We start from the raw sequence: 24,463 nt of genomic DNA, 5'->3' as shown, positions 1-24,463 counted from the left end.
TTTAAAATTTATTAAAGAAAATTCGTCCCCAAATTATCCAATTTTTAATGTTCAACTTTTCATAATAACAATTTTCATAAAAAGTAGTTATTCCGTCTGAAATTGAATTTACATTGAAATTTTCATGAAATATTTCCCTTGGGAAATTTTCATCATACACTTCAGATACCAATAAATTTTCTGATAACTCTACTCGTTCTGAATAATTATAATGTAACATCGCTTTCCAATTATCTTTAGATAATCTTACCAGACCATGTTTCTTGGTTGGTACTGCAATATTACCACCAGTGTAACAAGCCTCCATTGTTGTTCTTCCATTAGTTACTTTAATATCAGCAATTGACAATAAAGATTTTGGATTATTAGTAAACTTTGGAGAATCTATAATGAAAATGTTTTTTAAGCCTTCATAATCAGTTAAATCTAAACTTTGATCTCTGTGACCTATTAATAATAATTTTACATGACTATTGTGGGAATAACTATTTCGAAAAAAATTTATAGTAGCTATAATACCATCTTTATAATAAGAATTAAGTCGTCCAATTCTTAATATAATAAAATCATCCCTCTTATAATCAATTAGGTCCTTCAGAGAATTACATAAGGCCTCATCTTGTTCAAAAGGTAAGATTCGATTGGGAAAATATCCCAAGTTCATAATTGGGTAGTCAAAATTGTCTCTATGCTGTTCTAAAAATTCAAAATTCTCATTAGAGATTGCAATAACATTATGAAAATGATTTGATTTAAATCCTGAATTTCCTTTTCCACATTTGGTAAAAACAGTTTTACTTTTTGCGATTACCTGAGATAAATATGTTAGAAAAAGTACGTTATTACCAAAAACATGAACTATAGCAGGCTTTAATCTAAATAAATACTTTAAATAATGATACAAAGATTTAAATGTTCCGAAAAATCCGGAGGTATTTAAAAAAATATGATTAGAACCTAAAATTTGAGTTACAGCTTCAGAATCAAAATCCCCAATTACGAAGAAAAATACATCATGTTTTAAAGACATGGCCTTGGCAATAGTGGCTGCACTATGAAAACTACCACCCTTCCCAGTATTACGCTTTTTTAAATTCGCAATTATATAAAATACGGTCATTATTTACACTATATAATACGCTGTTCTACTTCCAAATTAATATTGTATTCTTGATAAACTTTTTCCTGAATCTCTTTAATAAGATTTAATACATCTTCTCCAGTAGCATTATTATAATTAACAATGAAACCTGCATGCTTTGTAGAAACCTGAGCGCCACCTACTGAAAAACCTTTTAGACCCAATTTCTCAATCATTGTGCCAACATAATGACCTTCCGGCCTTTTAAAAACACTCCCGGCATTTGGATAGTCTTTAGGTTGCTTAGCCCATCTTGAAGTCTTAATATCATCCATTTTCTCTCTAATTAATACTGGATCTCCCGAAATTAATTCTAACCAAACTTTCAACACAATTTTATTAGTGTTTTTTTGGAAAAATGAATTTCTATATTCAAAATTGGCTTCATCTTTTGTGATTTCCTTTACTTTTAAATCATCTAGATCTAAATATCTAGCCCTTAAAAAATGATCTTTGATTTCAGAACCACTTGCCCCAGCATTCATTACGATTGCACCACCAAGTGAACTCGGAATGTCATAAAATACTTCCAAACCTGAAAGGTTATGAGCTAATGCTAATTCACTCATTTTTTTCATTTCGATTCCAGCTTCAGCTTCAATTACATTACCTGTAACCTTATATTGTGCAAATGTTTCCCCAATTAGCAAAAAATCTTCCTCATAATATTTTTTGGAGAGAATTACATTATATCCACCTCCTAAAATAATTTTCTTACTATCCCTATGAACGGTATATAATTCTATAAAATCATCCTCGTTTTGCGGGAGAAAAGCTCTTTTACAGAAAGCTTCAATTCTATAATTGTTATAAAGAGTTAAATCCTGATTTTCTTTTAATATCATTTTTGATCTGTAATTTCAATTTGCACACCTAATTCTGATAGCTTTTTCTGAAGATTATTATAACCTCTAAGCGCCATATCCACATTATTAATTACAGATACTCCATCACTTAACAAAGCTGCAATAACCAAAGCCATACTGCCTCTTAAATCGGTGGAAGTAACCTCTGCAGAAGTTGGAACGATATCACTATCCCCTCGTGTAGTAATCTTCCCGCTTTCAAATGTTAATCTATCATTATAAAACTTAGAAAGCTCTTCACAATATTTAATTCTCTCCGGATATCTATAATCAAATATTCTACTAAAACCATCTGCATGAAGACCTAGTAAAGTATAGAATGGTTGCATATCAGAAATAATACCAGGATGTGTACCTGTTGCTAATTCAAAAGGTTGAATTATTCCATTAACTAAGCAATCATCAGAAATTCTAATATTCTTACTATTTCGATAAAAATCAATACCTGCTTCCTTTAAGTGCAATAGCGGAATGTCCATTGTTGAAAATGGAACGTCTAAAATAGTAATATCTCCTTTAGAAAGGATTCCATAAACCATCCAAGTTAGAGCTTCAATTCTATCTGGCATTATAGAGTATATAGAACCTGGAATATAGCTTTGTCCTTCAATCTGAATAAAACTATTACCCACTACCTTGATATTAACCCCTGAAGCCCTTAAAAAATTTATTAGATCTTCTACCTCTGGTGATATATACGCATTTCTCATTGTAGTTAAACCTTTAGCAATAGCTCCACAAATAAGTGCAGATTCTGTTCCGCCAATGGTAGAGATAGGGAAATTTATATCAGTACCTATAAAACCCTCTGAAATAACTTCAATATGATCTTCAAACTCTTCAACTTTAGCGCCTAGTTTCTCCCAAACCATCATGTGCAAGTCATAACCTCGTTGTCCTATCTTACAACCACCTGGATAGGGTATTTTAGCTTTTCCATCTTTTTTGATCAAACCTGGAACTAACAAATATGTAGTTCTAAATGCATAATTATAATGATCTAAATTTTCACTAGATAATTTTGATGAATCAATTTTAACCTGATCATTATCCCTATCTATATTTAAGATTCCTCCAATATCTTGTATATATTCAAATTTGAAATTAGCATCCACCAACTCCGTTGGAAAATTATTTAAAATAACCTCCTTATCGCAAATTAAAGATGCAGCTAATAATTTTGTTGCTGAATTCTTTGCACCACTTACTTTAACTTGGCCTTTTGGAATTTGACCTCCGGTTATACTAGCCTTTTTAATATTCATTTCTTATTAATCTTTAATTTTTTCAAAAATAACTAAATTGATCTATAATTACTTCAACTCTAATTCGTTTAGAAGACTTTCAACAGATTCATTGTCAATAAATAATCTCTTCCAAATAGCATAATTCAAAAAGTTCCAAAATAAAAAACCTTTAGAATTTTTTTGTAATTCTTTTAGGATCTTAATATCTACAACCTTTGCTGCTAAGGGTATTAATGGGTTCATTACACCTTGTCCAATCCAATCTGTCGGTGAAATAAAGAAACCTTTCTTTTTTCTATTAATTATAAACTCTGGCACATCATTTTGTCTGGCAACATAATGCAATAGACCTTTCATTTTTTTTAGTTTAAGATCCCAAGGAAGAGACATATTATATTTTATAAGATTTTCATTATTGAAGGGGTAATATATAATATTTTTATGTGCTTCAGCAATTTTGGACCATATACCCTCTGTCGCAGATTTATCTCCAATAAAATCTAAACTTGTCATAATTTCATACAAAGATTTATCTGATACATTATCTATAATTTTGAGTCTATTAGAATTAATCTGTTCTTCTGTTACATTAAAATATTTTGCTACCCATTTTTTATCACCTTGATTCCCTATAGACCAAATAAAATGATCCTTATTTGCAAAAGGAAGGTGTTTAGTATCTCTATAGCGCTTAGCAATATTTAATTCCTTAGACAAACTGTGGTCACCAAATTTCCAAATAAGCTTAGGAAACGGTGGAATAGATAATAATTTATACTTTAACTTTTGAGAATTATTAAGACTATTATGGCTTGGTGAACCAAAAAATCCATCAGCTCCTTGACCAGAAATAACAATTTTATTGTTTGGCATGTTTTTAAACAATAAATTGAACATTACCGTTTGTAAATGAAACAAGGGCTCTTCTGCTAGATATATAGATTCAATTACACCTTTTACATAATCATTATTGGTAAATTCTTTATGTTGGTGATCTGCCTTAAAATATTCTGCTGCTGTCTTAGCATATTGCGCCTCTCCAACTTCTTTATTGTCAAAAGGATAGCATGTAGAAAAAGATGTAGAAATATTAAACTTGTGATATAATATCTTATAAAGTATGGAAGAATCTAAACCTCCACTTAACATACTCGTCACCCTATCTTTTACAGGTCTTAAATTTGTTAAACTTTTTTCTAACAAATTTTTAATTTTATCCTGATAATTTTCAGCGTTAGAATAAACGAGATCTTTGTTACTACTTTTGCTGAAGGGTGCATAATCCTTATTTTTAAGAAGAACTATCGCATTACCGTCCAGCTGTACACTAATTTTTTCACTTGGTTTTAATTGAAAAATATCCTTATATAAAGTGTTAGGAGCTGTAACAAACCTATGAACAAAAAATTCTGATAAAATAGCTGTATTCTCAAAGAGTTGAACACCTGCTTTCTTTAATAATTTAATATGACTCGAAATAAGAATTTCATCTTCTGTATGATAGTAATAGACCTTTCGTCCCGATAGTATTTTCTTTTCAACATTTAATCTGCCAGATGTCTTATCAAAAAACATGCTTACATAATCTAAAGCTGAATTATCATCGTTTTGAATCACATTTCCAGTAGGAGTCTCTGTAAACGTTAAATCATTATCATTTTCACTAACACTATTTAAAAAATTATCATAGCAAATCTGTATCTCGAAATTATTATAATTGTATATTATCTCATTCTCCAATTCTGGAAAATGAAATTTTTGTTGTTTAATAGAAATCTTAATTAAATACATAATGTAATAGTAATTTGTTTTTAGTTATCCAAAACAAGGATTGATAAACGATAAAGAATAAAATAGAAACTCTTTTTTATTATTGATATTATATTAAAAACAAATTAGTTATTAGTATCAGGAATTTTAGTTTTCAATAACGGTGCTATCATATTTGTTAATAGTGAAGCTCCACGTTTGTTTAGATGATGATAATCTTTAAAATAGTATTTATTATTAAATACTGATTTTTCATTAAAATTATAGAACTCTCCCTTTTCCTTAAAATACCTATCGATATCTGTACGATTAGTGAAGTTATATGTATAAGGAGCTTCTACCAATATAACTGGAATATTATGTGATTTAATTAGGCTCAGATTACTCTCGAAAGCAGATAATTGCCCTTTTTTAGGCGACCATATTTTATCTTTAACATAGTCAAAATTATTCGTCCCTAAAGTTTCTACATACCCTCCATCAACATATTTTTCTTCTTTCGGATATTTCCTATTTGGTTTTCTACCTAATATTTTATATGAAATGATATTGATAAAAGAATTATAAACTGCTAAATTATACGTAGCCAACGACATTTTTACGAGTGATAAATCTATATTATCGCGCGAAGATAATAAATTCAAAGTGGACTCGACTCCATCACTCATAAAAGTATTGGGGTATACCTCATATACAATAAGTTTTGGTGTTAACTGATTTAAATATTCTTTTAATAAGTAGTTGGTTTGAACATGAGTCTGCGAACTAGTACCTATATTAAAAGTTTTAAGATCGTATTCATTTAGAATTCTTGGATCAAAACTTCTATAAGAATGAGAGGATCCAATAAATAACACATCTAAATCCTTAAGTTTTTTAGCTTCAGAAAATCTAAACTCGTTAAAGCCACTCTCTGGCTCATACATAACATTTGCATTTGTTCTTCTCATTAATATATCACCTAATAATAATAAGCCTATTACATAGGTAAATAGACCAAAAAGAATAAAAAAGAATGTATTTATAAGAAAAGATCTCATATATTAAAATTGAAAATAAATAAAACTGGTTTTTTCAGTATACATAAATACACCTATCATAAAAATAATAAAACTATAGAATGTCCATCTCAGAAACTTAGACTTAATAATAGTTAAATGATCCAATGCATGCTCTCCTTTTCTCCCATACCATTCAATTCCAAAAAAGAATATTATTAAGATAATTAAAATCTTTTGTAAACCAATAACATTCAAATCAGGTGGGTATACGAAAAATGACTCAGAAAAAATACTTCCAATATAACTAATAGCATGACCGACATTCTCTGATCGAAAAAAGATCCAAGCAAAAATTGTTAAAATAAATGTGCTCAGCATTTGTACTAACTCCTTTAAGCTTGGGAACATGGAATTTTCTGCAACCATTCCTAAATTATTTCGATTTTTGTTAGATAGTAATAAGGGTAAAAAGTAGATAGCATTTAAAGCACCCCAAATAATAAATGTCCAATTAGCACCATGCCAGAAACCACTAACAATGAAAATTATAAAGGTATTTCTGATTTTCACCTTAACACCTCCCTTACTTCCACCCAAAGGAATATATAAATAATCTCTAAACCAAGTAGATAAAGAGATATGCCACCTTCTCCAAAACTCTGCAATATCTCTGGAGAAATAGGGAAATGCAAAATTCTGCATAAGATTGAATCCAAATAATTTTGAAGTTCCTATTGCTATATCTGAGTATCCACTAAAATCACAATATATCTGTATTGTAAAAAGAAGTGCACCTATAAAAAGAGTACTGCCAGGTAGTTCTGCAGAGTTTTCGAAAATATAATTAGCATATACTGCACAATTATCTGCAATCACAACTTTTTTAAATAATCCCCATAAAATTTGTCTTAAACCATTTACTGAATTTTCATAAGAAAAATTTCTTTTTTTATAAAACTGCGGTAATAAATTGGTTGCCCTTTCTATAGGTCCAGCAACTAATTGAGGAAAAAAACTAACAAAAGCAGCAAATTTCACAAAATCGTTTGTGGGTTTTAAATTACCTCTATAAACATCAATACTGTAGCTTAAAGTTTGGAAGGTATAAAAACTTATACCGACTGGTAGGATTATATTAAGCGAATTTGTATTTAGCTCATATCCAAAAATTGCAAACGCACTTTTAAAATTATCGATGAAGAAATTATAATATTTAAAAACTCCAAGAAATCCAAGGTTAACTAATATGCTAACCCATAATAGTATTTTCTTATTTTTTGGGGAATTTGTACTTACAATTCCTCGACCTATCCAGTAGTCCAAAATAGTACTGAAAATTATTAAAGATAGGAACCTATAATCCCACCATCCATAAAAAACATAACTGGAGAATGCAACTAGTAAATTTTGATGTTTTAAATTTTTATTGAAAACAAACCAATAGAGAATAAACACTATTGGTAAAAAAATTGCGAAATCTAAGGAATTGAATAACATTTCAAAGTAATAATATTAAAATTCTATTTATGAATCAGTATTGGTTTGACAAATAAACCAACTAAAATTTTGATCTAAATTTACTTGTAGTTCAATATAAATTTTGCGATTTTTTCACTAACCTCTGCACCAGAAGTTTTATATAAATGATTACCATCTGTATATTTATACTCAATATACTCCTTGGTAAGATCTAAAAAAGGTACATTAAATTTTGAAGAGGTATTGTTTATCTTAGAATCAAATTCCGGATATACACTATTCTCCATTTCCAAAAATTCGGTAGATACAGGAAGACGTACTATATACACCTTACCATATTCCTTTAGGAAGGAAATAGTTTTTTCAAAATATTCATAACGTTTATCTGAAAATTTGTAAACTTTTAATAGTTTTTTGTAAGATTTTATTTTTGATTTGTTTCTTACCTCAAAATCCTTTTGTTTCATAGATATATTAACCTCATTCCAACCATCAGGATGTAGAAAATCATCATCTATATAATCAAACTTTTTAGTAAGTATATAAATGTACGGATAAGAATATTCTTGATATAGATATTCGAAATTAGGATTGGAAGTAACACTGCTTACCGTTGCTAAAAATTTATCATTTTCTCTGAATAATCCTACATCATTGGCATCTTTATGTCTACTAGAAACACTATAAGGGTCTACTGTAACGATAAAAATTCCATCCTTGGTATTTCTGTCAATTTTTTTCTTAATTGCCTCCAAATAAACGGGACCATAAGGACTGTGGGCTACGGTAAATGCAAAATTATTCACATCTGATCTATTTAGAATTCCATTTATTACCGCTGGTTGGAGTCCTTGAGCAGCCTTTGAGGTACCTATTATGAGCGAACTCTGTTTAGAAGAGGTGAAGTTTGTATAGTATGAATCAGAATTTCCATCAGCTAATAGAAATATTCCTATCGCTATTAAGCTTAGAAACATCAAAAACATCGATATTTTAATTAAAAAACTTTTCATATTAAAATTGGAAATAAATAAATGCTTGTTCCTTTCCATCAAAAAGAAAGATCAATGTTGCAATGAACATATAGAAGCCCCATCTAGCATAACGTGAAGTTTTAAACCCTAATTTTTCTATTGCATATTCATTGCGCCTTCCAGACCATTCTATGGTTATGAAGAATAATAACAATAGAATAATCATAAAAGGAAGAACAGTAGGTATACTAAATAATGTTTTTGAAAAAATCTCTTTAAAAATACTTAGAGAATGTCTAATATTTTCTGCTCTGAAAAATATCCATGCTAAAACGGTTAAAAGAAAAGTTCCTAACATACTAAGCAACTCTCTCATATTAGGTAAGGAAGAATTTGATGCTACAACATCCAAATTACCCCTATTTCTATTAGTTAAAAGTAAAGGTAGAAAGTACAATGCATTCAAAAATCCCCAAATCACAAATGTCCAATTAGCACCATGCCAAAAACCACTAACAATAAATATTATAAAAGTGTTCCGTATTTTGAGCCATACACCACCTCTACTACCTCCAAGAGGTATATAAAGGTAATCACGAAACCAAGTGGATAGTGAAATATGCCAACGTCTCCAAAATTCTCCTATGTCTCTTGAAAAATATGGAAAAGCAAAATTTTTCATTAAATTAAAACCAAACAATCTTGAAATTCCTATTGCGATATCAGAATAACCCGAAAAATCACAATATATTTGGAATGTAAAAAATAATGCACCAATTACTAAGGTGCTGCCAGAATAATCATCGGAATTATTAAATATTAAATTTGCGTATTCTGCACAATTGTCTGCAATAACAATTTTTTTGAAAAGTCCCCATAAAACCTGCCTAAGACCATCTATAGCTTTTGAATATTCAAATTTTCGATTTCTATAGAACTGCGGAAGTAAATTAGATGCTCTTTCTATTGGACCAGCCACTAACTGCGGAAAAAAACTAACGAACGCAGCAAATGATATAAAATTCGAAGTAGGTTTTAAATTACCTCTATATATGTCTATAGTATAACTGAGAGTTTGAAAAGTATAAAAGCTTATACCTACCGGTAATATTATATCCAATGAATTGGAATTGATTTCATTACCGAAAAAACTAAATGCAGACTTAAAATTATCCAGAAAAAAATTATAATACTTAAAAAAACCTAAGAAACCAAGGTTAATTACAATACTGCACCATAATAGAATTTTCCTTTTTGAAGGAGCATATTCTTTTGATAACGCAATTCCAATAAAATAATCAACTAATGTGCTGAATATAATTAGGCTTAAAAATCTCCAGTCCCACCAACCATAAAAAACATAACTAGATACAGCTACTAATGAGTTTTGCCATTTTAAGTTCTTGTTAAATACAAACCAATACAGAATAAAAACAATCGGCAAGAATACTGCGAAATCTAGGGAATTAAATAACATAATTTAAGATCAACTAATTTCCTATGGAGTAAAATTCAAAACCAATTTTCTCTTTTGTTGCTCTTTCGAATAATCTTCTACCATCAAATAAAAAGGCTGGTTTCAACATATTATCGTAAATCTCTTTCCAATTCAATTCTTTAAACTCATCCCATTCTGTTAAAATAGCTACAGCATGAGCGCTTTCACAAGCTTCTTTAGCTGAGTTTACCACTTTTACGAGAGATCTGTTCTCTGAATCTGTTCTTGATCCTAAATAATCTAAATCTGCATAAATCTGCTCTGCAGTAACTTTTGGATCATATACAACAATTTCAGCCTGTTCATTTAAAAGATAATCTGATACATAGATCGCTGCAGATTCTCTAGTGTCGTTTGTATCTTTTTTAAAGGCCCAACCCAAAATCGCAACTTTTTTTCCTGAAACTGTGTTATATAATGTCTTTACAATATTAGCTGCAAAACGCCTTTTTTGATGATCATTCAAAATTATCACCTGCTCCCAATAATCTGCTACTTCTGTAAGACCATAAGATTTAGCAATGTATACAAGATTTAATATATCTTTTTGAAAACATGATCCACCAAAACCAACTGATGATTGTAAAAATTTCGGACCGATTCTCGAATCCATCCCGACAGCTTTAGCAACTTCATTAACATCAGCTCCCGTCTTCTCACATAACTCACTCATAGCATTTATGCTAGAAACTCGCTGTGCTAAAAATGCATTGGCCGTAAGTTTAGATAATTCAGAAGACCAAACATTCGTTGTTAAGATATGATCTTTGCTCACCCAGTTTGCATAAACATCCACTAATGCATTAACAGCTTCCTTGCCCTTATCAGAATCAATATCTCCACCTATTAATACTCTATCTGGAGCTAATAGATCTTGTACCGCTGTTCCTTCTGCTAAGAACTCCGGATTCGATAGGATTTGAAAGTTTACTCCATTTCCTGTGTTCACTAAAATGTTTTTTAAGGCCTCTGCTGTGCGAACAGGTAAAGTAGATTTTTCTACAACAATCTTGTCCGATGTTGAAACTCTAGCGATCTGCCTAGCACATAATTCAATAAATTTAAGATCTGCTGCCATCCCCTTACCCATTCCGTAAGTTTTGGTTGGAGTGTTAACAGATATAAATATCATATCTGCCTTGTCAATAGCCTCATCTACATTAGTAGAAAAAAACAAGTTCCTATCTCTTGCCTCCGCAACAATATCAGATAAGCCTGGTTCATAAATTGGGATATTATTTACATCCCTATCATTCCAAGCAGAAATTCTTTTTTCATTGATATCTACAACTGTAACATTTATATGCGGACATTTTTGAGCTATTATTGCCATGGTTGGACCACCTACATATCCAGCTCCAATACAACAAATATTTTTAACTTTCATTCTATAATTTTTTATCACATTTATCACCTAAAACACCCTTAACATCATAAACCACCGCTTTTTCTGCTTTTAAAGCATCAAAATTTATTTCTAAAAATTCATTATGAGAAACTGCAAGAACTATAGCGTCATACTTCTGTTTAGGCAATATTTTCGTAGTCTCTAAAGAATATTCATGTTCAACTTCTTTAGGATTTGCTAAAGGATCAAAAACGGTAACATTCATACCATATTCTTTCATGTGCTTAATTACATCAACCACCTTGGTATTTCTTACATCCGGACAATTTTCCTTGAAAGTTATTCCTAGAACGAGAACATTTGCACCCTTCACTTTAAGGTCGTTATGCAACATTAACTTAACAACTTCTGACGCTACATATTGTCCCATAGAGTCATTCATTCTTCTACCAGCAAGTATGATTTCAGGATGATACCCCAATTCTTGAGCCTTCTGAGCTAAATAATAAGGATCTACACCAATACAATGCCCGCCAACTAAACCCGGTTTAAATGGCAGAAAATTCCATTTGGTTCCAGCGGCTTCTAACACGTCATGTGTATCAATATCCATCATATTAAATATTTTAGCCAACTCATTTACGAAAGCAATATTAATATCTCTTTGCGAATTCTCAATTACTTTTGCTGCTTCTGCAACTTTAATCGTTGGTGCCAAATGTGTACCAGCAGTTATTACATTTGCATACAAATTATTCACTCTTTTTCCAACTTCTGGCGTAGATCCAGCAGTAACTTTTAAAATTTTCTCTACCGTATGCTCCTTGTCACCCGGATTAATTCTTTCTGGTGAGTATCCTGCAAAAAAGTCTACATTAAATTTAAGACCGCTAACACGCTCTAAAACCGGCACACACTCGTCTTCAGTAACTCCCGGATATACCGTAGATTCATAAATAACAGTATCTCCTTTTTTCAATACTTTCCCTACACTCTCACTACTTTTATAAAGTGGAGTAAGATCTGGTCTGTTATTCTTATCTACCGGAGTAGGAACAGTAATAATATAATAATTACAATCTTTTATATCTTCTAATTTGGTAGAGCAAAATAAACCGTTGTCGTCCGATGGTGTATCAACCAAAGCAGATTTTAATAATTCATCTTCAACTTCTAATGTACTATCATGACCACCCATTAATTCTGCAACTCTACTTTGATTAATATCAAATCCAATTACTGAATATTTAGTTGCGAACAACCTAGCTAAAGGCAATCCAACGTAACCTAAACCGATTACTGCTATTTTTGTATCCTTATTCATCTATATTTTATATTAAAACTTCCATCAAAAGATAATAATGAAAGAAGATATTATATTTTATTTATATTATTTTAAATTTTCCCAATACCATTTTACCGCTTCCTTAAGCCCAGATCTAATATCAAATTCCGGATCATAACCTAAGGTTGATTTTGCCTTGTCTATTGAAGCCAATGAATGTGGAATGTCACCAGCTCTTTCAGGTCCATGCTTAATTTCAACATCTCCAATCTTTGGATCAAATTCTGATAAATATTGCTTTAGTAATGTAGTTAATTCTAAAAGGTTTGTTCTGTCTCCAACAGCAGTGTTATAAACTTCATTAGCCGCTTTTTCACTTTCCGAACTCAATGCTAATAAGTTCATTTGAATTACATTATCAATATAAGTAAAATCACGAGAATACGTACCATCACCATTAATCACAGGAGATTCATAATTCATAAGCTGAATTACAAATTTTGGAATAACAGCAGCATACGCTCCATTGGGATCTTGCTTTCTTCCAAAAACATTAAAGTATCTAAGCCCTATCGTATCTAAATTATAAGCTTTCTTAAAAATATCTGCATAAAGTTCATTTACATATTTTGTAATAGCATAAGGAGAAAGCGGTTTTCCTATAATATGCTCTACTTTTGGTAGATTTTCGGAATCTCCATAAGTTGATGAACTCGCTGCATAAACAAATCTTTTCACATTTGCATCTCTAGCAGCAACCAACATATTTAAAAAGCCAGAAACATTTACATCGTTACTGGTAATAGGATCTTTAAGGGATCTAGGAACAGAACCTAAAGCAGCTTCATGCAAAACATAGTCAACATCTGACATGGCCTTATGACAAGTCTCTAAATCTCTGATATCACCTTCAATTAATTCGAAATTCGAATCTTTTTGAAGTTCAATCAGGTTTTCTCTCTTTCCAGTTGAGAAGTTATCAAGGCAAACTACTGATGCACCTACTTTTAGAAGTGCTTCACATAAATTTGAACCTATAAATCCCGCACCACCGGTAATTAATACTTTAGAAGAACTTAATCTTGAATACTGTTCCTTAACCATTTAGATCGAAATTTTTTCAATTACAAGCGGCAAAGATAGCATTTCTTAATTAAGGCGCTACAAGGTATATCTTAAAGAAAACAAAAAACTCTTAATATTTCAGTGCTCAATAAATCAAATAATTCCATTTGCTATTTTCATTAAGTACTCACCGTATTTGTTTATAGAATAGTATTTTCCACTTCTAATGAGTTGATCTTTATCTATAAAACCATTGCGATATGCGATCTCTTCTATACAAGCTATTTTCAATCCCTGTCGTTTTTCTATAGTATGTACAAAGTTAGAAGCTTCTAAAAAAGATTCATGAGTCCCTGTATCTAGCCAGGCAAATCCTCTACCCATTAATACCACTTCTAATTTCTCTTCAGCTAAATATTTCTGGTTCACACTCGTTATTTCTAATTCCCCGCGCTCGCTAGGGTTTACAGATTTTGCTATTTTAATAACTGAATTTGGATAAAAATAAATGCCCGTTACTGCATAGTTACTTTTCGGATTAATTGGCTTCTCTTCTATACTCTTAACTTCACCTATACCATTAAAATCTACAACTCCATATCTATGTGGATCGTTTACGTAATACCCAAAGACGGTTGCTTTTTTATTTTTGGAATTTTCTACTGCTTTTTTGAGCATGTCCGTGAAACCTTGTCCGTAAAAAATATTATCTCCCAATATCAAACACACGTCATCTTCCCCGATAAATTCTTCCCCGATAATAAAGGCTTGGGCCAAGCCATCGGGAGATAGTTGTTCTTCAAAAGAAAATTTCATTCCCAACTCTTTTCCATCTCCTAACAACTTTTTAAAATTGGGAAGATCTTCGGGGGTAGAAATTATTAAAACTTCGCGCATTCCTGCTAACATTAAGACAGATAAAGGATAATAGATCATCGGTTTATCATAAATGGGCAATAGCTGTTTAGAAATTGCCTTTGTTATAGGATAGAGCCTAGTTCCGGTTCCTCCTGCTAATATTATTCCTTTCACACTTTATTTGTTAGGGTATTTATTTAAATAATAATCCTTATATTTTCCGGAAGTTAAACGATTTAACCATTCCTCATTATTCAAATACCAGTCAATTGTTTTATCTAATCCTATTTCAAAAGTTACAGATGGCTTCCATCCTAAGTCTTGATAAATTTTTGAGGCATCAATAGCGTATCTTTTGTCATGACCTGGTCTATCTTTAATATAATTAATTAAATTTTCAGATGCTCCTTGATTTCTATTTAATTTTTCATCCATTTTAGCACATAGCAATTTTACAAGATCAATGTTCTTATATTCATTAAACCCACCTATATTATAGGAAGATTTATTTTCGCCTTTATGAAAAGCTAGATCAATTGCTTTTGCATGATCTATAACATATAACCAGTCTCTTGTATAATTTCCATCTCCATAAACAGGCAAAGGTTTACTTTCAATAATATTCTTGATAAAAAGTGGAATCAATTTTTCAGGAAACTGATTTGGACCATAATTGTTGGAGCAATTTGAAATGATATATGGCAAATTATAAGTTTCTCCGTATGCTCTTACGAAATGATCAGAACTTGCCTTAGACGCGGAATATGGAGAATTTGGTTTATATGGAGTTGTTTCTGTGAACAAACCCTCTTCGCCTAAAGTTCCAAACACTTCATCTGTACTAATATGATAGAATAAATTATTTCCAGAAGCCTTAGACCAATTATTTCTTGCAGCATTTAGTAAGTTTACAGTCCCGATCACATTTGTTTTCAAAAATATTGAAGGATCATGAATCGATCGATCCACATGAGATTCTGCTGCTAGGTGAATAATTTTATTAAATTTATAGGTGTGAAATATATCATCTATTTTCTCAGCATTACTAATATCTACCCTTAGAAAATGATAATTTTTTTCATTTTCAATATCTTGAAGATTTTCTAAATTTCCGGCATAAGTCAAAGAATCTAAGTTATAAATTTCATATTCAGGATATTTTTTGACAAAACGACGCACAACATGAGAACCTATAAACCCAGCACCCCCAGTAATTAATATCTTAATTGCATTTAAATTGTCGATTTTCTTTATCATATCTAATAATTCAAAATTCTTTTCATTTTTTAACCTAATATTTTATTATTATGGTAAATTTTAAATAGTCCAACCTCAGAAGTTTGTTATTAATCTGTAGTTTTCAAATAGTATAATACCTGATTTTTTAAAACTTTTTCAAATCCTAGTTCCATCAATTCTTTCTCTAATAAACTTTGCGAACTATAAATTATTTTGTTTGGATATGAAGTGGTTAAAAACAGCGCTAGATTTCTCTTTTTCTTTAGAATATTTTGAATCTTTATCTGAAAATTAGAATTTTCTAAATTCTGGTTAAAATCCGAAATTCCTAAAGAGGATGAGGGATATAAATAATTAAAAATATGGCTTTTATTTCCATAAAAATAGACATCTATATCTTTTCCTATAAGCCTTTGCCTCTCATATGTGATATCTGTAATATAATCTGCTCTCTGTTTAGTAGTTCTAACTAAATATAACTGATGAATGTTTAGAGGTGCATTTAAATTCCACATATTGTCATCTTCATATGGACTAATAACTTTTACAGTGATACCTAAAAAACATATAACAATTAAATTACCTATCCAGAATCTAGCATTTTTAGGACTCAATATTATGAGAAGAAATGGAAATAATAAAAATAAAAAAGCAGCTTTAAGTAAACCAGTATTAGATCCAAATGGATGTACAAATAGCATGAAAATAAATAAGATAATTATTTTAAATTTTATTCCATAAATACTAATCTTATTTTCTATAAGATAAATTGTAACGAAACTAAAGGCTATTGATACGTAATAAAGAGTAAAATTATATTTATACACAACGCTTACTGTTATTGCCAAGAAAAATTGAGCTAAATAAAATAGGAAATAACTCATTTTGATGTTTCTAGCTCTTTCAATATTAAAAGATAGAACTTTATATGTTAAAATAAAATATAAACTGAACCCAAATATTTTAGCAAGATCTTTTAAATATGATATTAGCAGTAAACCAGGTTTGTGGCTTGAAGTATTTATTTCTGCCAAAAAGTGTTCAGAAAAGTTGTTATTAATTAAATAAAATACAGATAGAATAATAGTTGAAGTTAAAACAACATACAGCATTGGAATTTTTAAATGTATTGATCTTTTATAGTCTCTATAATTCTCTTCAAATAATAATAGAGCAAACAAAATAGGTATTAATATTAGATTCGGAAATCTTATAAAAACGGCTATTATTACCAATACTGATAGCAACAGAATCTTGTATCCTTTTTTATTAATTAAATAACTGTAACATGTAAAAAAGATTAAAGTTAGAATAACAGTCGTTAAAGTATCATATCCAAGAATATTTGTATTAAGCGAAGTTGTAAGTATTAACAAGATAGTAATGTAATTCAATATGTCTTTTTTACTAATAATTTTTCGTAAAAAAACTATTGTAATTAGACCTGGAATAAGAAGTAATAAACTATTTATAAATCTAAAAACTATAACCTGCTCACCAAATATTCTTGCTATAAAATTTATAAATAGAGAAGTTAGGATAAAAGAGAATTTATATTGATCATTTACTGGATGAATGGCCTCATTTATGTGATAAAAAGAATCTGTAAAATCTAATCCATAGAAAATTGTAGAGAAATAAATTACTACTGCAACTACAACTAAAATTGAAGATAAATAATTAAAAGAATTCGCTCTCATTAAAAATTTATTAAAATAATTGATCATTTCTAACAATTGGGAATATGAGGTTACAAGTACTTCTGCACAAATATACAAATGATAAACAGAAACCTAAAAACAACCATCACCTTCCATTTTTTCTTAAAAACTATAACCAAATTGTAATAAAACAGGCGCTAATGTTTACTAAATTTTTAATTTTATTTTAATAAATTAGTTACTTAAACTTTTAAGTTATCTAAATTGCTTTAATTTGATTAAAAAGATTTATCAATTTTGAATGAATTAAATTTACGAAAGAACTATACTCAATTAAATAGTTCATTTCCAAAAAATATTACGTTTAATATTGGCGTAGACGCAGGTTTTTTTTCTGAATTTAATAACATGGTATTGGCCATGTTATATTGCTTACAGAATAAAATTAGATTTACCATTTATTCGAAAAAGGCTAATTTTGCTCTGAAGAATGGTTGGACAGATTTCTTTATTCCATTTTGCGAAGAAAGCAGTTTTTACTTACATAGTAGATATAATAAAAGAAGTTATCAATTAAGAAATTCAAACCTTTTACCCCCTAAAGTTTTAAAAAAAATTACAAGAAGTAATTTTCTAACTCAAGATATTTGGAACTATTTCAGAAATGAAGAATTTTTTAATACTAGATTTAACATCCCAGAATTAGGGCTCGATAATTCATGCTTATTAGATGCCACACAAGTAATTATTAAAATGATATGGCAATACGATCCTCAAAGTAAAAAAATCATTGATGATCATATAAATTCTCTAAATATTCCTCAAAATTATATTGCAATACATATTAGGTCTGGCGATAAATTAATCGAAACAGATTTATATAATATTCAATTATATATGAAAAAAGCTATTGCCATAAGTGATGTAAAAAATGCTTTTATTCTAACCGATAATTACTCTATTATTGAACAGCTTTTAGAGAACTATCCAGATTGGAAATTTTACACTCTTTGTAATCCATCAGAACGAGGATATATACATGCAGATTTTGTTAATAAAGATAAAACTCAAAAATTTTTACAGCACTTAAAATTATTCGCTAGTATGGATATCTGTTATAACTCTGATAAATTTATAGGTACTTATAGCTCAAACCCCGGCATGTTTATGGGAATGAGAACAGGAGAAGATAAATGCTTTTGTATTGATTACGATTCCTGGATCTTATGGTAATCATTGATGTTATAACATTTTATTGGTTCAAACGAACATCAAATAACACTATTAATTAGATTTGATATCTTAACAACTTCAGTTAACTCTAGACTTACATATAAGGGTAAACATAAAATGGTTTTTGATATTTCTTCAGAAATTTTCATCTCCTTATACGTTACATAACTTAAAGTGTTTAAGGATGGGTAAAAATAACGACGTGGATAGATCTCATTTTCATTCAAGAGCTTCTCAGCTTCTATCAACTTTTCTTCATTTTCAAAAACTATTGGATAATAACTATAATTCCATTCTGTGTGCTCCCTAAGTTTTATAGGCCTTATTCTATGAAAAAAAAGGCTATCATTGTATTTATCTACTAGCACTTTTCTAATAGCAATAAGTTGACCGACATAAGGCAAAACTGATAATCCCATAGCTGCTTGCAATTCACTCATTTTTGCATTAATTCCTAAGCCGTGATAATTCAAAGCCCCATCATGACCAAAATTATGACTATAAAATAGTTGTTTATAAAGTTGATCATTCCTAGAGAATAATGCTCCACCTTCTCCAGTATGAAAAAGTTTAGTTGCATGAAAACTACAGGTGCAAACATCACCAAAATTGAAAATAGAATCACCCTGATATTTTACTCCAAAGCAGTGTGCTGCATCGTATATTACATTCAGGTTAAATTTTCTTGCGATAGCAGAAATCTTATCTATATTACATGGATTTCCAAATACATGAGTAGCAAGAATAGCTGTTGTATTTTTAGTGATTGCAGCTTCGATCTTATTCTCATCAATTGTCCAATATTCAGGATCGATATCTACAAATACCGGAATACAATTCTCCCAAACGATAGATGATGTGGTGGCCACATAGCTGAAGGGTGTTGTAATTACTTCTCCTTTTTTTGCTAATATTTTCAATGCAATCTGAATAGGCAAAGTTCCATTTGTGGTAAGGATTACATTTTCAATATTTAGATAACCCTTTAATTCAGATTGCAATTGAAACAATAATTCACCGCCATTTGTTAATTGATTACTTTCCCAAATCACTTTCAATTTAGACTGATACTCCTCTCTAGGAGGTAAAAATGTTTTAGTAACTGGAATCATTTCTTTAAGATCAAATTATATAATTCATTTAGGCTTTCAAACTTCAAGAGAAAAGCCGATAATAGATATAGCGATAGTCCTATAATACCTCCCATTAAAACTCTTACAATGTCAAAATTAGAATTTAACTGATATCTATCTAAAAAGAAAACTAAAGCTCCGACTATTATAGATAATAAAAAGGTTGGTAAGACATCTTTCAATTGTTGAATAGCAGAGTAACCAATAAACTTACCAGTATATTGCGCATTTACAAAGAAAGCCAAAATAGAGATTATAACTTGTCCTATGAGCATTGGAATAATTCCTAAGCGGACCGTTATAAGTAATGTTATTAGAATTAATCCCTTTTTTAAAACTTCTATTTTTAAAAATAGATCACTTCGACCTTTTACATTTAGGATATTGAGATTGTAAGAATGTAGAGGTAAGAGAACTCCAGTTATACAAAGAATCTGAAAATACGGAACAGCAGGTAGCCATTTATCTGTAAATAATAAGCTAAAAGTTGGTTCTGCTAAAACTGCTAAAAAAGTTAATACGGGAGTCAGAACAAAGACCACAATTTTAATTAGCTTTTTATAAACTCGTTTTAACTGCACATCATCATTCTGAATTACAACAAATAACGGGAAAGTCACACGATCTAATGCGTTTGTTAAATTGTTGACAGGCAATTGTTTCATCGTTTCTGCCCTAGTATAGAAACCTACCTGTGCAGGAGAAAAATATTTTCCAATTACAATTAGAAAAATGTTACTAAAAACTTTATCCAATAGTTCGGATATTGTTAATTTATACCCATATTTAAAATGACTTCTAAATTTATGAGTATTAAAACATAACTCTGGACTCCATTTTGAATATATCCACAACTGCACAGTATTTAGTATTGAAGAGAATAAACTACTCCAAACCAAACTCCAGACACCATACCCGGCAAATGCCATATATATCCCAATACCTCCTCCTACAATCGCTGATGGAATTGAAATAATAGTTTGTGTTTTAAAATCTAATTTTTTCGTTAGTCTAGCTAACTGAACTGCAGAAAAAGCTGTTACTATAAATGATAGGCAATAAATTCGTAAAATCCCCGTAAGCTTGGGCTGCTCATAAAATATTGCAATGTACGGTGCTGTTATAAAAATTAGAAAGTAAATTATAAGACTTACAATCAAATTATAGTAAAAAATAGTACTGTAATCTTCATTATTAAGATCTTCGCTCCTTATTAAAGATTTATTCAGACCACTATGCAATAGCGTATTCCCTACTGCTACGAAAATTGCTATCATCCCAATCAAACCAAATTCTGCTGGGGTTAATAATCTTGCAAGTATAATGGAAACACCAAAACCAACGAGTTGATTTCCAAATTGCTGTGCATACGTCCAAACCAACCCAAATGTCGCCTGCTTTTTTAATGACATTTATAAAGATTATTCAAAGGAGTTATTTAATATTTTCTTTAAAAATACATACAATAGATTTAACAAAAGGGTGTTCTTTTAATAGATTGAGATTTGAACTTATAATCTAAGAGTTTGATTCCTATTCCTATTACTATATTTACTGAAATTTATAAAATTTGCAACTATGACAACACTTAAATTATGGTTTACCGATTTTGACCTAAATTTTAAAGTGGATGATAATTATATTTATCATCTTTTAGCAAAGGATTATACCATTGAGCTAAATTCGGAAAATCCAGATTATTTAATTTACTCATGTTACGGTCATCACTTTCTTAATTATAGCTGTATAAGAATATACTATACTGCCGAAAATTTGATTCCAGACTTTAATTTGTGCGATTATGCCATAGGCTTTTCTAATTTGGAATTTGAAGACAGATACTTAAGGTTTCCATATTTCGCCACATTTGAAAATCAGTTTAATGATCTTCTTTTAATCAAGAATTATGATTATTCCATCATTAAAGAGAAACCGTTTTTTTGCAATTTTATTTTCGCGAATTCTAATGCAGATCCTACTAGAGATACCTTTTTCCATTTACTAAGCAAATATAAAATGGTTTCATCTCCGGGGAGACACCTAAATAATATAAAGATGGATGTTGGAGAAAGATTTTCAAGGGATTGGATGTATTCAAAGATAAACTTTCAATCTAAGTGTAAGTTTTCAATAGCTTTTGAGAACACATCTGCACCAGGATATACCACAGAAAAGATACTTCACGCTTTCAATTCCAATACAATACCTATTTATTGGGGAAATCCGGAGGTATCTCAAGATTTCAATGCTGCTTCCTTCATAAATTGTCACGATTATGAAAATTTTGAAGATATTATTAGTGTAATCAAATCAATTGACAATGATGACACAAAATACCTGGAAATGCTTAATACTCCCTCATTTATAAACAATATCGTTCCTAATCATTTAGAAAATACTAAACTTTTAAATTTCTTCGAAACTATTTTTAGTAAAGATAAACTGAAAAAAAGATCTCAGTTTGGCGCTCAATTAAAATACGAATTAAGCCTCAAAGCACAAATGCAACTAAAAGATAAATTTTCAAAGTATTCAAAAATTTTAAAATTTTTGAAATAAAAATGTAATCTGAATTTTTTTAAGAAAATTAGGCTCATTGTATCAATTGCTAATTTCAAAATTGAAACAGTGAAATTAAAATTGGCATCAAACTCACAACAATAAAATTACAGTTCCACTGCCATAATAAGTATTATACTTTTCTTCTCGTTAAACTTATACTAAACCATCCGAATAAATTTTATATCAAAAGCATAGAATGTATCTTCAATTATTAAATCAATTAAAGAAATTATGAAAGATTACGGAACATTATCTCAGGCAATGAATATATTGAAACTTGAGGAAGGATATGAACATGATTTTAATTTACTAGATGAAAAGATTGAGCTAAAATCTCAGAAAGAATCTTATGCTACTAATGAATTTGATGTAGATAAGGTTTTAAGATTTGAAGGTATGAGTAACCCAGATGATAACTCTATATTATATGCAATTACCACACACAACGGTAAAAAAGGTTTACTTGTAGACGGTTACGGAATTTCCGGAGGGCAAATATCTAAAGAAATGATGGATAAGCTAGATTTGAAGGAAAACAGACCGACAGAATAGATAGTTAATATAGTATTAAACCATACTATAAATTTGCAGTACGCTAGATACTATCGTAATTTTGAATAGTAATTAATATTTCAATAAAAGAAAACTATGAGTTATTTAGGACTTGACGAGAAAAAAACATCCAATACAGTAAAGGAATTAAATATTCTTTTAGCAGATTATCATTTGTATTATCAAAAATTAAGAAATTTTCACTGGAATGTAATAGGTAAAAATTTCTTTGATCTTCATGAAAAATTTGAAGAGCTTTATGATGATGCAAAATTGAAGGTTGATGAAATTGCAGAGAGAATTCTTACCCTAAGATTCCAACCAACAAGCAATTTAAGTGATTACTTAAAAGCATCTAGTATTAAAGAATCTGAATCTGACATTTCTGATTCAAATATGATCAAAATACTTTTAGAAGATCACGGAACCTTACTTAAGCAAATGAGAAAAGTTACAGAAATAGCTGAAAAAGGCGGAGACGAGGGAACCATAGATCTTATTGGTGCTTACATTAGAGAACTTGAGAAAACAAGCTGGATGTTAGATGCATGGAAAATGAAAACAACAGAAAACCATAAACCAGTATAATAACATTTAATAAATGTTTGAAAAATTTGATTTCAATAAATCAGTTAAGGGAATTTGGGATAAGTTAGCCGAGTGGCTAGATTCAATTATTCTAAATTTCCCTAATTTTATTTTAGCCTCCTTAGTTTTCTTATTCTTCGTGATGGTTGCAAAGTATGCTGCAAAATTATTTGATGGCATACTTAGAAAAAAAGGGTCTCAAGATTCTATAAGACAGATCACAGCCAAAGTTGTGAAAGTTATAGTGATCTTAATAGGGTTTTTCATTGCTTTAGGATTATTAAACCTAGATAAGATCTTAACATCTATACTCGCTGGTGCGGGTGTAGTAGGTTTAGCAATAGGTCTAGCTCTACAAGGTACTCTTAACAATACATTTTCTGGTGTAATTTTAAGTTTCTTACCTGAAATACAAATTGGAGATTGGGTGGAAACCAATGGTTTTAAAGGTGAGATCATGGAGATCAACCTTAGAAGCATTATTATTAAAGAGCCGGATAATAATTATGTAATGATCCCTAATTCTAAGATCATAGATGAACCTTTTAAGAATTACACAAGAACTAATAGATCTAGGGTAATGTTAGATTGTGGCGTTTCTTACAGTAGCGATCTAGAATTTGTTCAAAATCTTACTAAAGAAACATTAGAAGATATTTTTCCACAACGAGGTAATGAGGAAATTGAATTTATGTATCAGGGATTTGGAGACAGTTCTATCAACTTTGTAGCCAGATTTTGGACAGATGTAACTAATAGTAAAGATATCTTAGTTGCAAAGAACAAAGCTATTATCGCAGTTAAGAAAGCTTTTGATAAGAATAATATCAATATCCCATTCCCTATAAGAACTATAGATTTTAGTAACCAGTTATCGGTTAATAAGCCCAACATAGAACCTTAAGGAAGGTAAAAAGATATAAATATTCATAAAAAAGCCCAATCTATTGATCGGGCTTTTTT

Annotated in this window: 21 protein-coding genes; 5 read left to right on the top strand and 16 right to left on the bottom strand. The window is 30.0% G+C overall.

The window, feature by feature from the left end:
- Position 1: 1 nt before the first annotated feature.
- From P163_RS04555 to P163_RS04490, 14 genes are all read right to left on the bottom strand, one after another.
- Entirely contained in the window at positions 2-1,120 is a 1,119-nt protein-coding gene (locus P163_RS04555) for a hypothetical protein (protein ID WP_034888137.1), read from the bottom strand.
- Positions 1,121-1,128: 8 nt separating this feature from the next.
- Complete coding sequence (gene murB, locus P163_RS04550; protein WP_034888135.1) at positions 1,129-1,986, bottom strand: UDP-N-acetylmuramate dehydrogenase; 858 nt, start codon at positions 1,984-1,986, stop codon at positions 1,129-1,131.
- Positions 1,983-3,272 carry a UDP-N-acetylglucosamine 1-carboxyvinyltransferase gene (locus P163_RS04545; RefSeq protein WP_034888133.1) on the bottom strand — a complete coding sequence of 430 codons (1,290 nt, stop codon included), beginning with the start codon at positions 3,270-3,272 and terminating at the stop codon, positions 1,983-1,985. Before P163_RS04545 ends, murB begins: the two co-directional genes overlap by 4 nt.
- A 48-nt stretch (positions 3,273-3,320) precedes the next feature.
- Positions 3,321-5,045: an asparagine synthetase B family protein gene (locus P163_RS04540; RefSeq protein ID WP_034888131.1), complete on the bottom strand. Its 1,725-nt coding sequence runs from the start codon at positions 5,043-5,045 to the stop codon at positions 3,321-3,323.
- Between the two features lie 104 nt (positions 5,046-5,149).
- Complete coding sequence (locus tag P163_RS04535) at positions 5,150-6,064, bottom strand: hypothetical protein (protein WP_051931123.1); 915 nt, start codon at positions 6,062-6,064, stop codon at positions 5,150-5,152.
- 3 nt (positions 6,065-6,067) lie between these two features.
- Positions 6,068-7,522, bottom strand: a complete 1,455-nt coding sequence (locus P163_RS04530) for an MBOAT family O-acyltransferase (protein ID WP_034888128.1) — start codon at positions 7,520-7,522, stop codon at positions 6,068-6,070.
- A gap of 80 nt (positions 7,523-7,602) precedes the next feature.
- Positions 7,603-8,484: a hypothetical protein gene (locus tag P163_RS04525; RefSeq protein ID WP_197055424.1), complete on the bottom strand. Its 882-nt coding sequence runs from the start codon at positions 8,482-8,484 to the stop codon at positions 7,603-7,605.
- 34 nt (positions 8,485-8,518) lie between these two features.
- Positions 8,519-9,955: an MBOAT family O-acyltransferase gene (locus P163_RS04520; protein WP_034888124.1), complete on the bottom strand. Its 1,437-nt coding sequence runs from the start codon at positions 9,953-9,955 to the stop codon at positions 8,519-8,521.
- 13 nt (positions 9,956-9,968) lie between these two features.
- Positions 9,969-11,363, bottom strand: a complete 1,395-nt coding sequence (locus P163_RS04515) for a nucleotide sugar dehydrogenase (RefSeq protein ID WP_034888122.1) — start codon at positions 11,361-11,363, stop codon at positions 9,969-9,971.
- 1 nt (position 11,364) lies between these two features.
- A complete protein-coding gene (locus P163_RS04510; RefSeq protein WP_034888121.1) occupies positions 11,365-12,648 on the bottom strand; it encodes a nucleotide sugar dehydrogenase in 1,284 nt (427 codons plus the stop codon).
- A 66-nt stretch (positions 12,649-12,714) separates the two neighbouring features.
- Complete coding sequence (locus P163_RS04505) at positions 12,715-13,713, bottom strand: SDR family oxidoreductase (protein ID WP_034888119.1); 999 nt, start codon at positions 13,711-13,713, stop codon at positions 12,715-12,717.
- Between the two features lie 114 nt (positions 13,714-13,827).
- Positions 13,828-14,706, bottom strand: coding sequence for a glucose-1-phosphate thymidylyltransferase RfbA (rfbA, locus tag P163_RS04500; protein WP_034888117.1), 879 nt, complete (start codon positions 14,704-14,706; stop codon positions 13,828-13,830).
- A gap of 3 nt (positions 14,707-14,709) precedes the next feature.
- Positions 14,710-15,789, bottom strand: a complete 1,080-nt coding sequence (gene rfbB, locus P163_RS04495) for a dTDP-glucose 4,6-dehydratase (RefSeq protein ID WP_034888115.1) — start codon at positions 15,787-15,789, stop codon at positions 14,710-14,712.
- An 89-nt stretch (positions 15,790-15,878) separates the two neighbouring features.
- Positions 15,879-17,471: a hypothetical protein gene (locus P163_RS04490; RefSeq protein WP_034888113.1), complete on the bottom strand. Its 1,593-nt coding sequence runs from the start codon at positions 17,469-17,471 to the stop codon at positions 15,879-15,881.
- 258 nt (positions 17,472-17,729) lie between these two features.
- On the opposite strand from P163_RS04490, the gene P163_RS04485 reads away from it, so the two are divergent.
- Positions 17,730-18,665 carry a hypothetical protein gene (locus P163_RS04485; RefSeq protein WP_051931119.1) on the top strand — a complete coding sequence of 312 codons (936 nt, stop codon included), beginning with the start codon at positions 17,730-17,732 and terminating at the stop codon, positions 18,663-18,665.
- Positions 18,666-18,703: 38 nt separating this feature from the next.
- Here P163_RS04485 and P163_RS04480 read toward each other — a convergent pair whose 3' ends face one another.
- Together P163_RS04480 and P163_RS04475 are read right to left on the bottom strand one after the other, a co-directional pair.
- On the bottom strand, positions 18,704-19,777 hold the full coding sequence (locus P163_RS04480; RefSeq protein ID WP_034888108.1) for a DegT/DnrJ/EryC1/StrS family aminotransferase: 1,074 nt from the start codon (positions 19,775-19,777) through the stop codon (positions 18,704-18,706).
- On the bottom strand, positions 19,774-21,210 hold the full coding sequence (locus P163_RS04475; RefSeq protein WP_034888106.1) for a lipopolysaccharide biosynthesis protein: 1,437 nt from the start codon (positions 21,208-21,210) through the stop codon (positions 19,774-19,776). The genes P163_RS04480 and P163_RS04475 overlap by 4 nt, the downstream gene beginning before the upstream one ends.
- Before the next feature lie 166 nt (positions 21,211-21,376).
- Between P163_RS04475 and P163_RS04470 the strand changes: the two genes are divergently transcribed.
- From P163_RS04470 to P163_RS04455, 4 genes are all read left to right on the top strand, one after another.
- A complete protein-coding gene (locus tag P163_RS04470) occupies positions 21,377-22,357 on the top strand; it encodes a glycosyltransferase family 10 domain-containing protein (protein WP_051931117.1) in 981 nt (326 codons plus the stop codon).
- 234 nt (positions 22,358-22,591) lie between these two features.
- Positions 22,592-22,912 (top strand): hypothetical protein, encoded by a 321-nt coding sequence (locus P163_RS04465; RefSeq protein ID WP_034888105.1) that lies wholly within the window; start codon positions 22,592-22,594, stop codon positions 22,910-22,912.
- 96 nt (positions 22,913-23,008) lie between these two features.
- Positions 23,009-23,500 carry a Dps family protein gene (locus tag P163_RS04460; protein ID WP_034888097.1) on the top strand — a complete coding sequence of 164 codons (492 nt, stop codon included), beginning with the start codon at positions 23,009-23,011 and terminating at the stop codon, positions 23,498-23,500.
- Positions 23,501-23,513: 13 nt separating this feature from the next.
- Positions 23,514-24,404 (top strand): mechanosensitive ion channel family protein, encoded by an 891-nt coding sequence (locus P163_RS04455; RefSeq protein ID WP_034888095.1) that lies wholly within the window; start codon positions 23,514-23,516, stop codon positions 24,402-24,404.
- Positions 24,405-24,463 lie beyond the last annotated feature (59 nt).

Origin of the sequence: Gillisia sp. Hel_I_29 (assembly GCF_000744275.1) — a bacterium.
In the GTDB taxonomy this organism is placed as follows: Bacteria; Bacteroidota; Bacteroidia; order Flavobacteriales; family Flavobacteriaceae; genus Gillisia.
Note: the sequence above shows the minus strand (reverse complement) of the source record. Positions and strands in the feature narration are given on the sequence as shown.

Coding starts and splice junctions, on each gene's coding strand:
- P163_RS04510 (WP_034888121.1), bottom strand. CDS start 12,648: ATGAATAAGGATACAAAAATAGCAGTAATCGGTTTAGGTTACGTTGGA.
- P163_RS04555 (WP_034888137.1), bottom strand. CDS start 1,120: ATGACCGTATTTTATATAATTGCGAATTTAAAAAAGCGTAATACTGGG.
- P163_RS04540 (WP_034888131.1), bottom strand. CDS start 5,045: ATGTATTTAATTAAGATTTCTATTAAACAACAAAAATTTCATTTTCCA.
- murB (WP_034888135.1), bottom strand. CDS start 1,986: ATGATATTAAAAGAAAATCAGGATTTAACTCTTTATAACAATTATAGA.
- P163_RS04460 (WP_034888097.1), top strand. CDS start 23,009: ATGAGTTATTTAGGACTTGACGAGAAAAAAACATCCAATACAGTAAAG.
- P163_RS04545 (WP_034888133.1), bottom strand. CDS start 3,272: ATGAATATTAAAAAGGCTAGTATAACCGGAGGTCAAATTCCAAAAGGC.
- P163_RS04470 (WP_051931117.1), top strand. CDS start 21,377: ATGACAACACTTAAATTATGGTTTACCGATTTTGACCTAAATTTTAAA.
- P163_RS04535 (WP_051931123.1), bottom strand. CDS start 6,064: ATGAGATCTTTTCTTATAAATACATTCTTTTTTATTCTTTTTGGTCTA.
- P163_RS04480 (WP_034888108.1), bottom strand. CDS start 19,777: ATGATTCCAGTTACTAAAACATTTTTACCTCCTAGAGAGGAGTATCAG.
- P163_RS04520 (WP_034888124.1), bottom strand. CDS start 9,955: ATGTTATTTAATTCCCTAGATTTCGCAGTATTCTTGCCGATTGTTTTT.
- P163_RS04490 (WP_034888113.1), bottom strand. CDS start 17,471: ATGAGAGCGAATTCTTTTAATTATTTATCTTCAATTTTAGTTGTAGTT.
- P163_RS04475 (WP_034888106.1), bottom strand. CDS start 21,210: ATGTCATTAAAAAAGCAGGCGACATTTGGGTTGGTTTGGACGTATGCA.
- rfbB (WP_034888115.1), bottom strand. CDS start 15,789: ATGATAAAGAAAATCGACAATTTAAATGCAATTAAGATATTAATTACT.
- P163_RS04515 (WP_034888122.1), bottom strand. CDS start 11,363: ATGAAAGTTAAAAATATTTGTTGTATTGGAGCTGGATATGTAGGTGGT.
- P163_RS04505 (WP_034888119.1), bottom strand. CDS start 13,713: ATGGTTAAGGAACAGTATTCAAGATTAAGTTCTTCTAAAGTATTAATT.
- P163_RS04455 (WP_034888095.1), top strand. CDS start 23,514: ATGTTTGAAAAATTTGATTTCAATAAATCAGTTAAGGGAATTTGGGAT.
- P163_RS04530 (WP_034888128.1), bottom strand. CDS start 7,522: ATGTTATTCAATTCCTTAGATTTCGCAATTTTTTTACCAATAGTGTTT.
- P163_RS04465 (WP_034888105.1), top strand. CDS start 22,592: ATGAAAGATTACGGAACATTATCTCAGGCAATGAATATATTGAAACTT.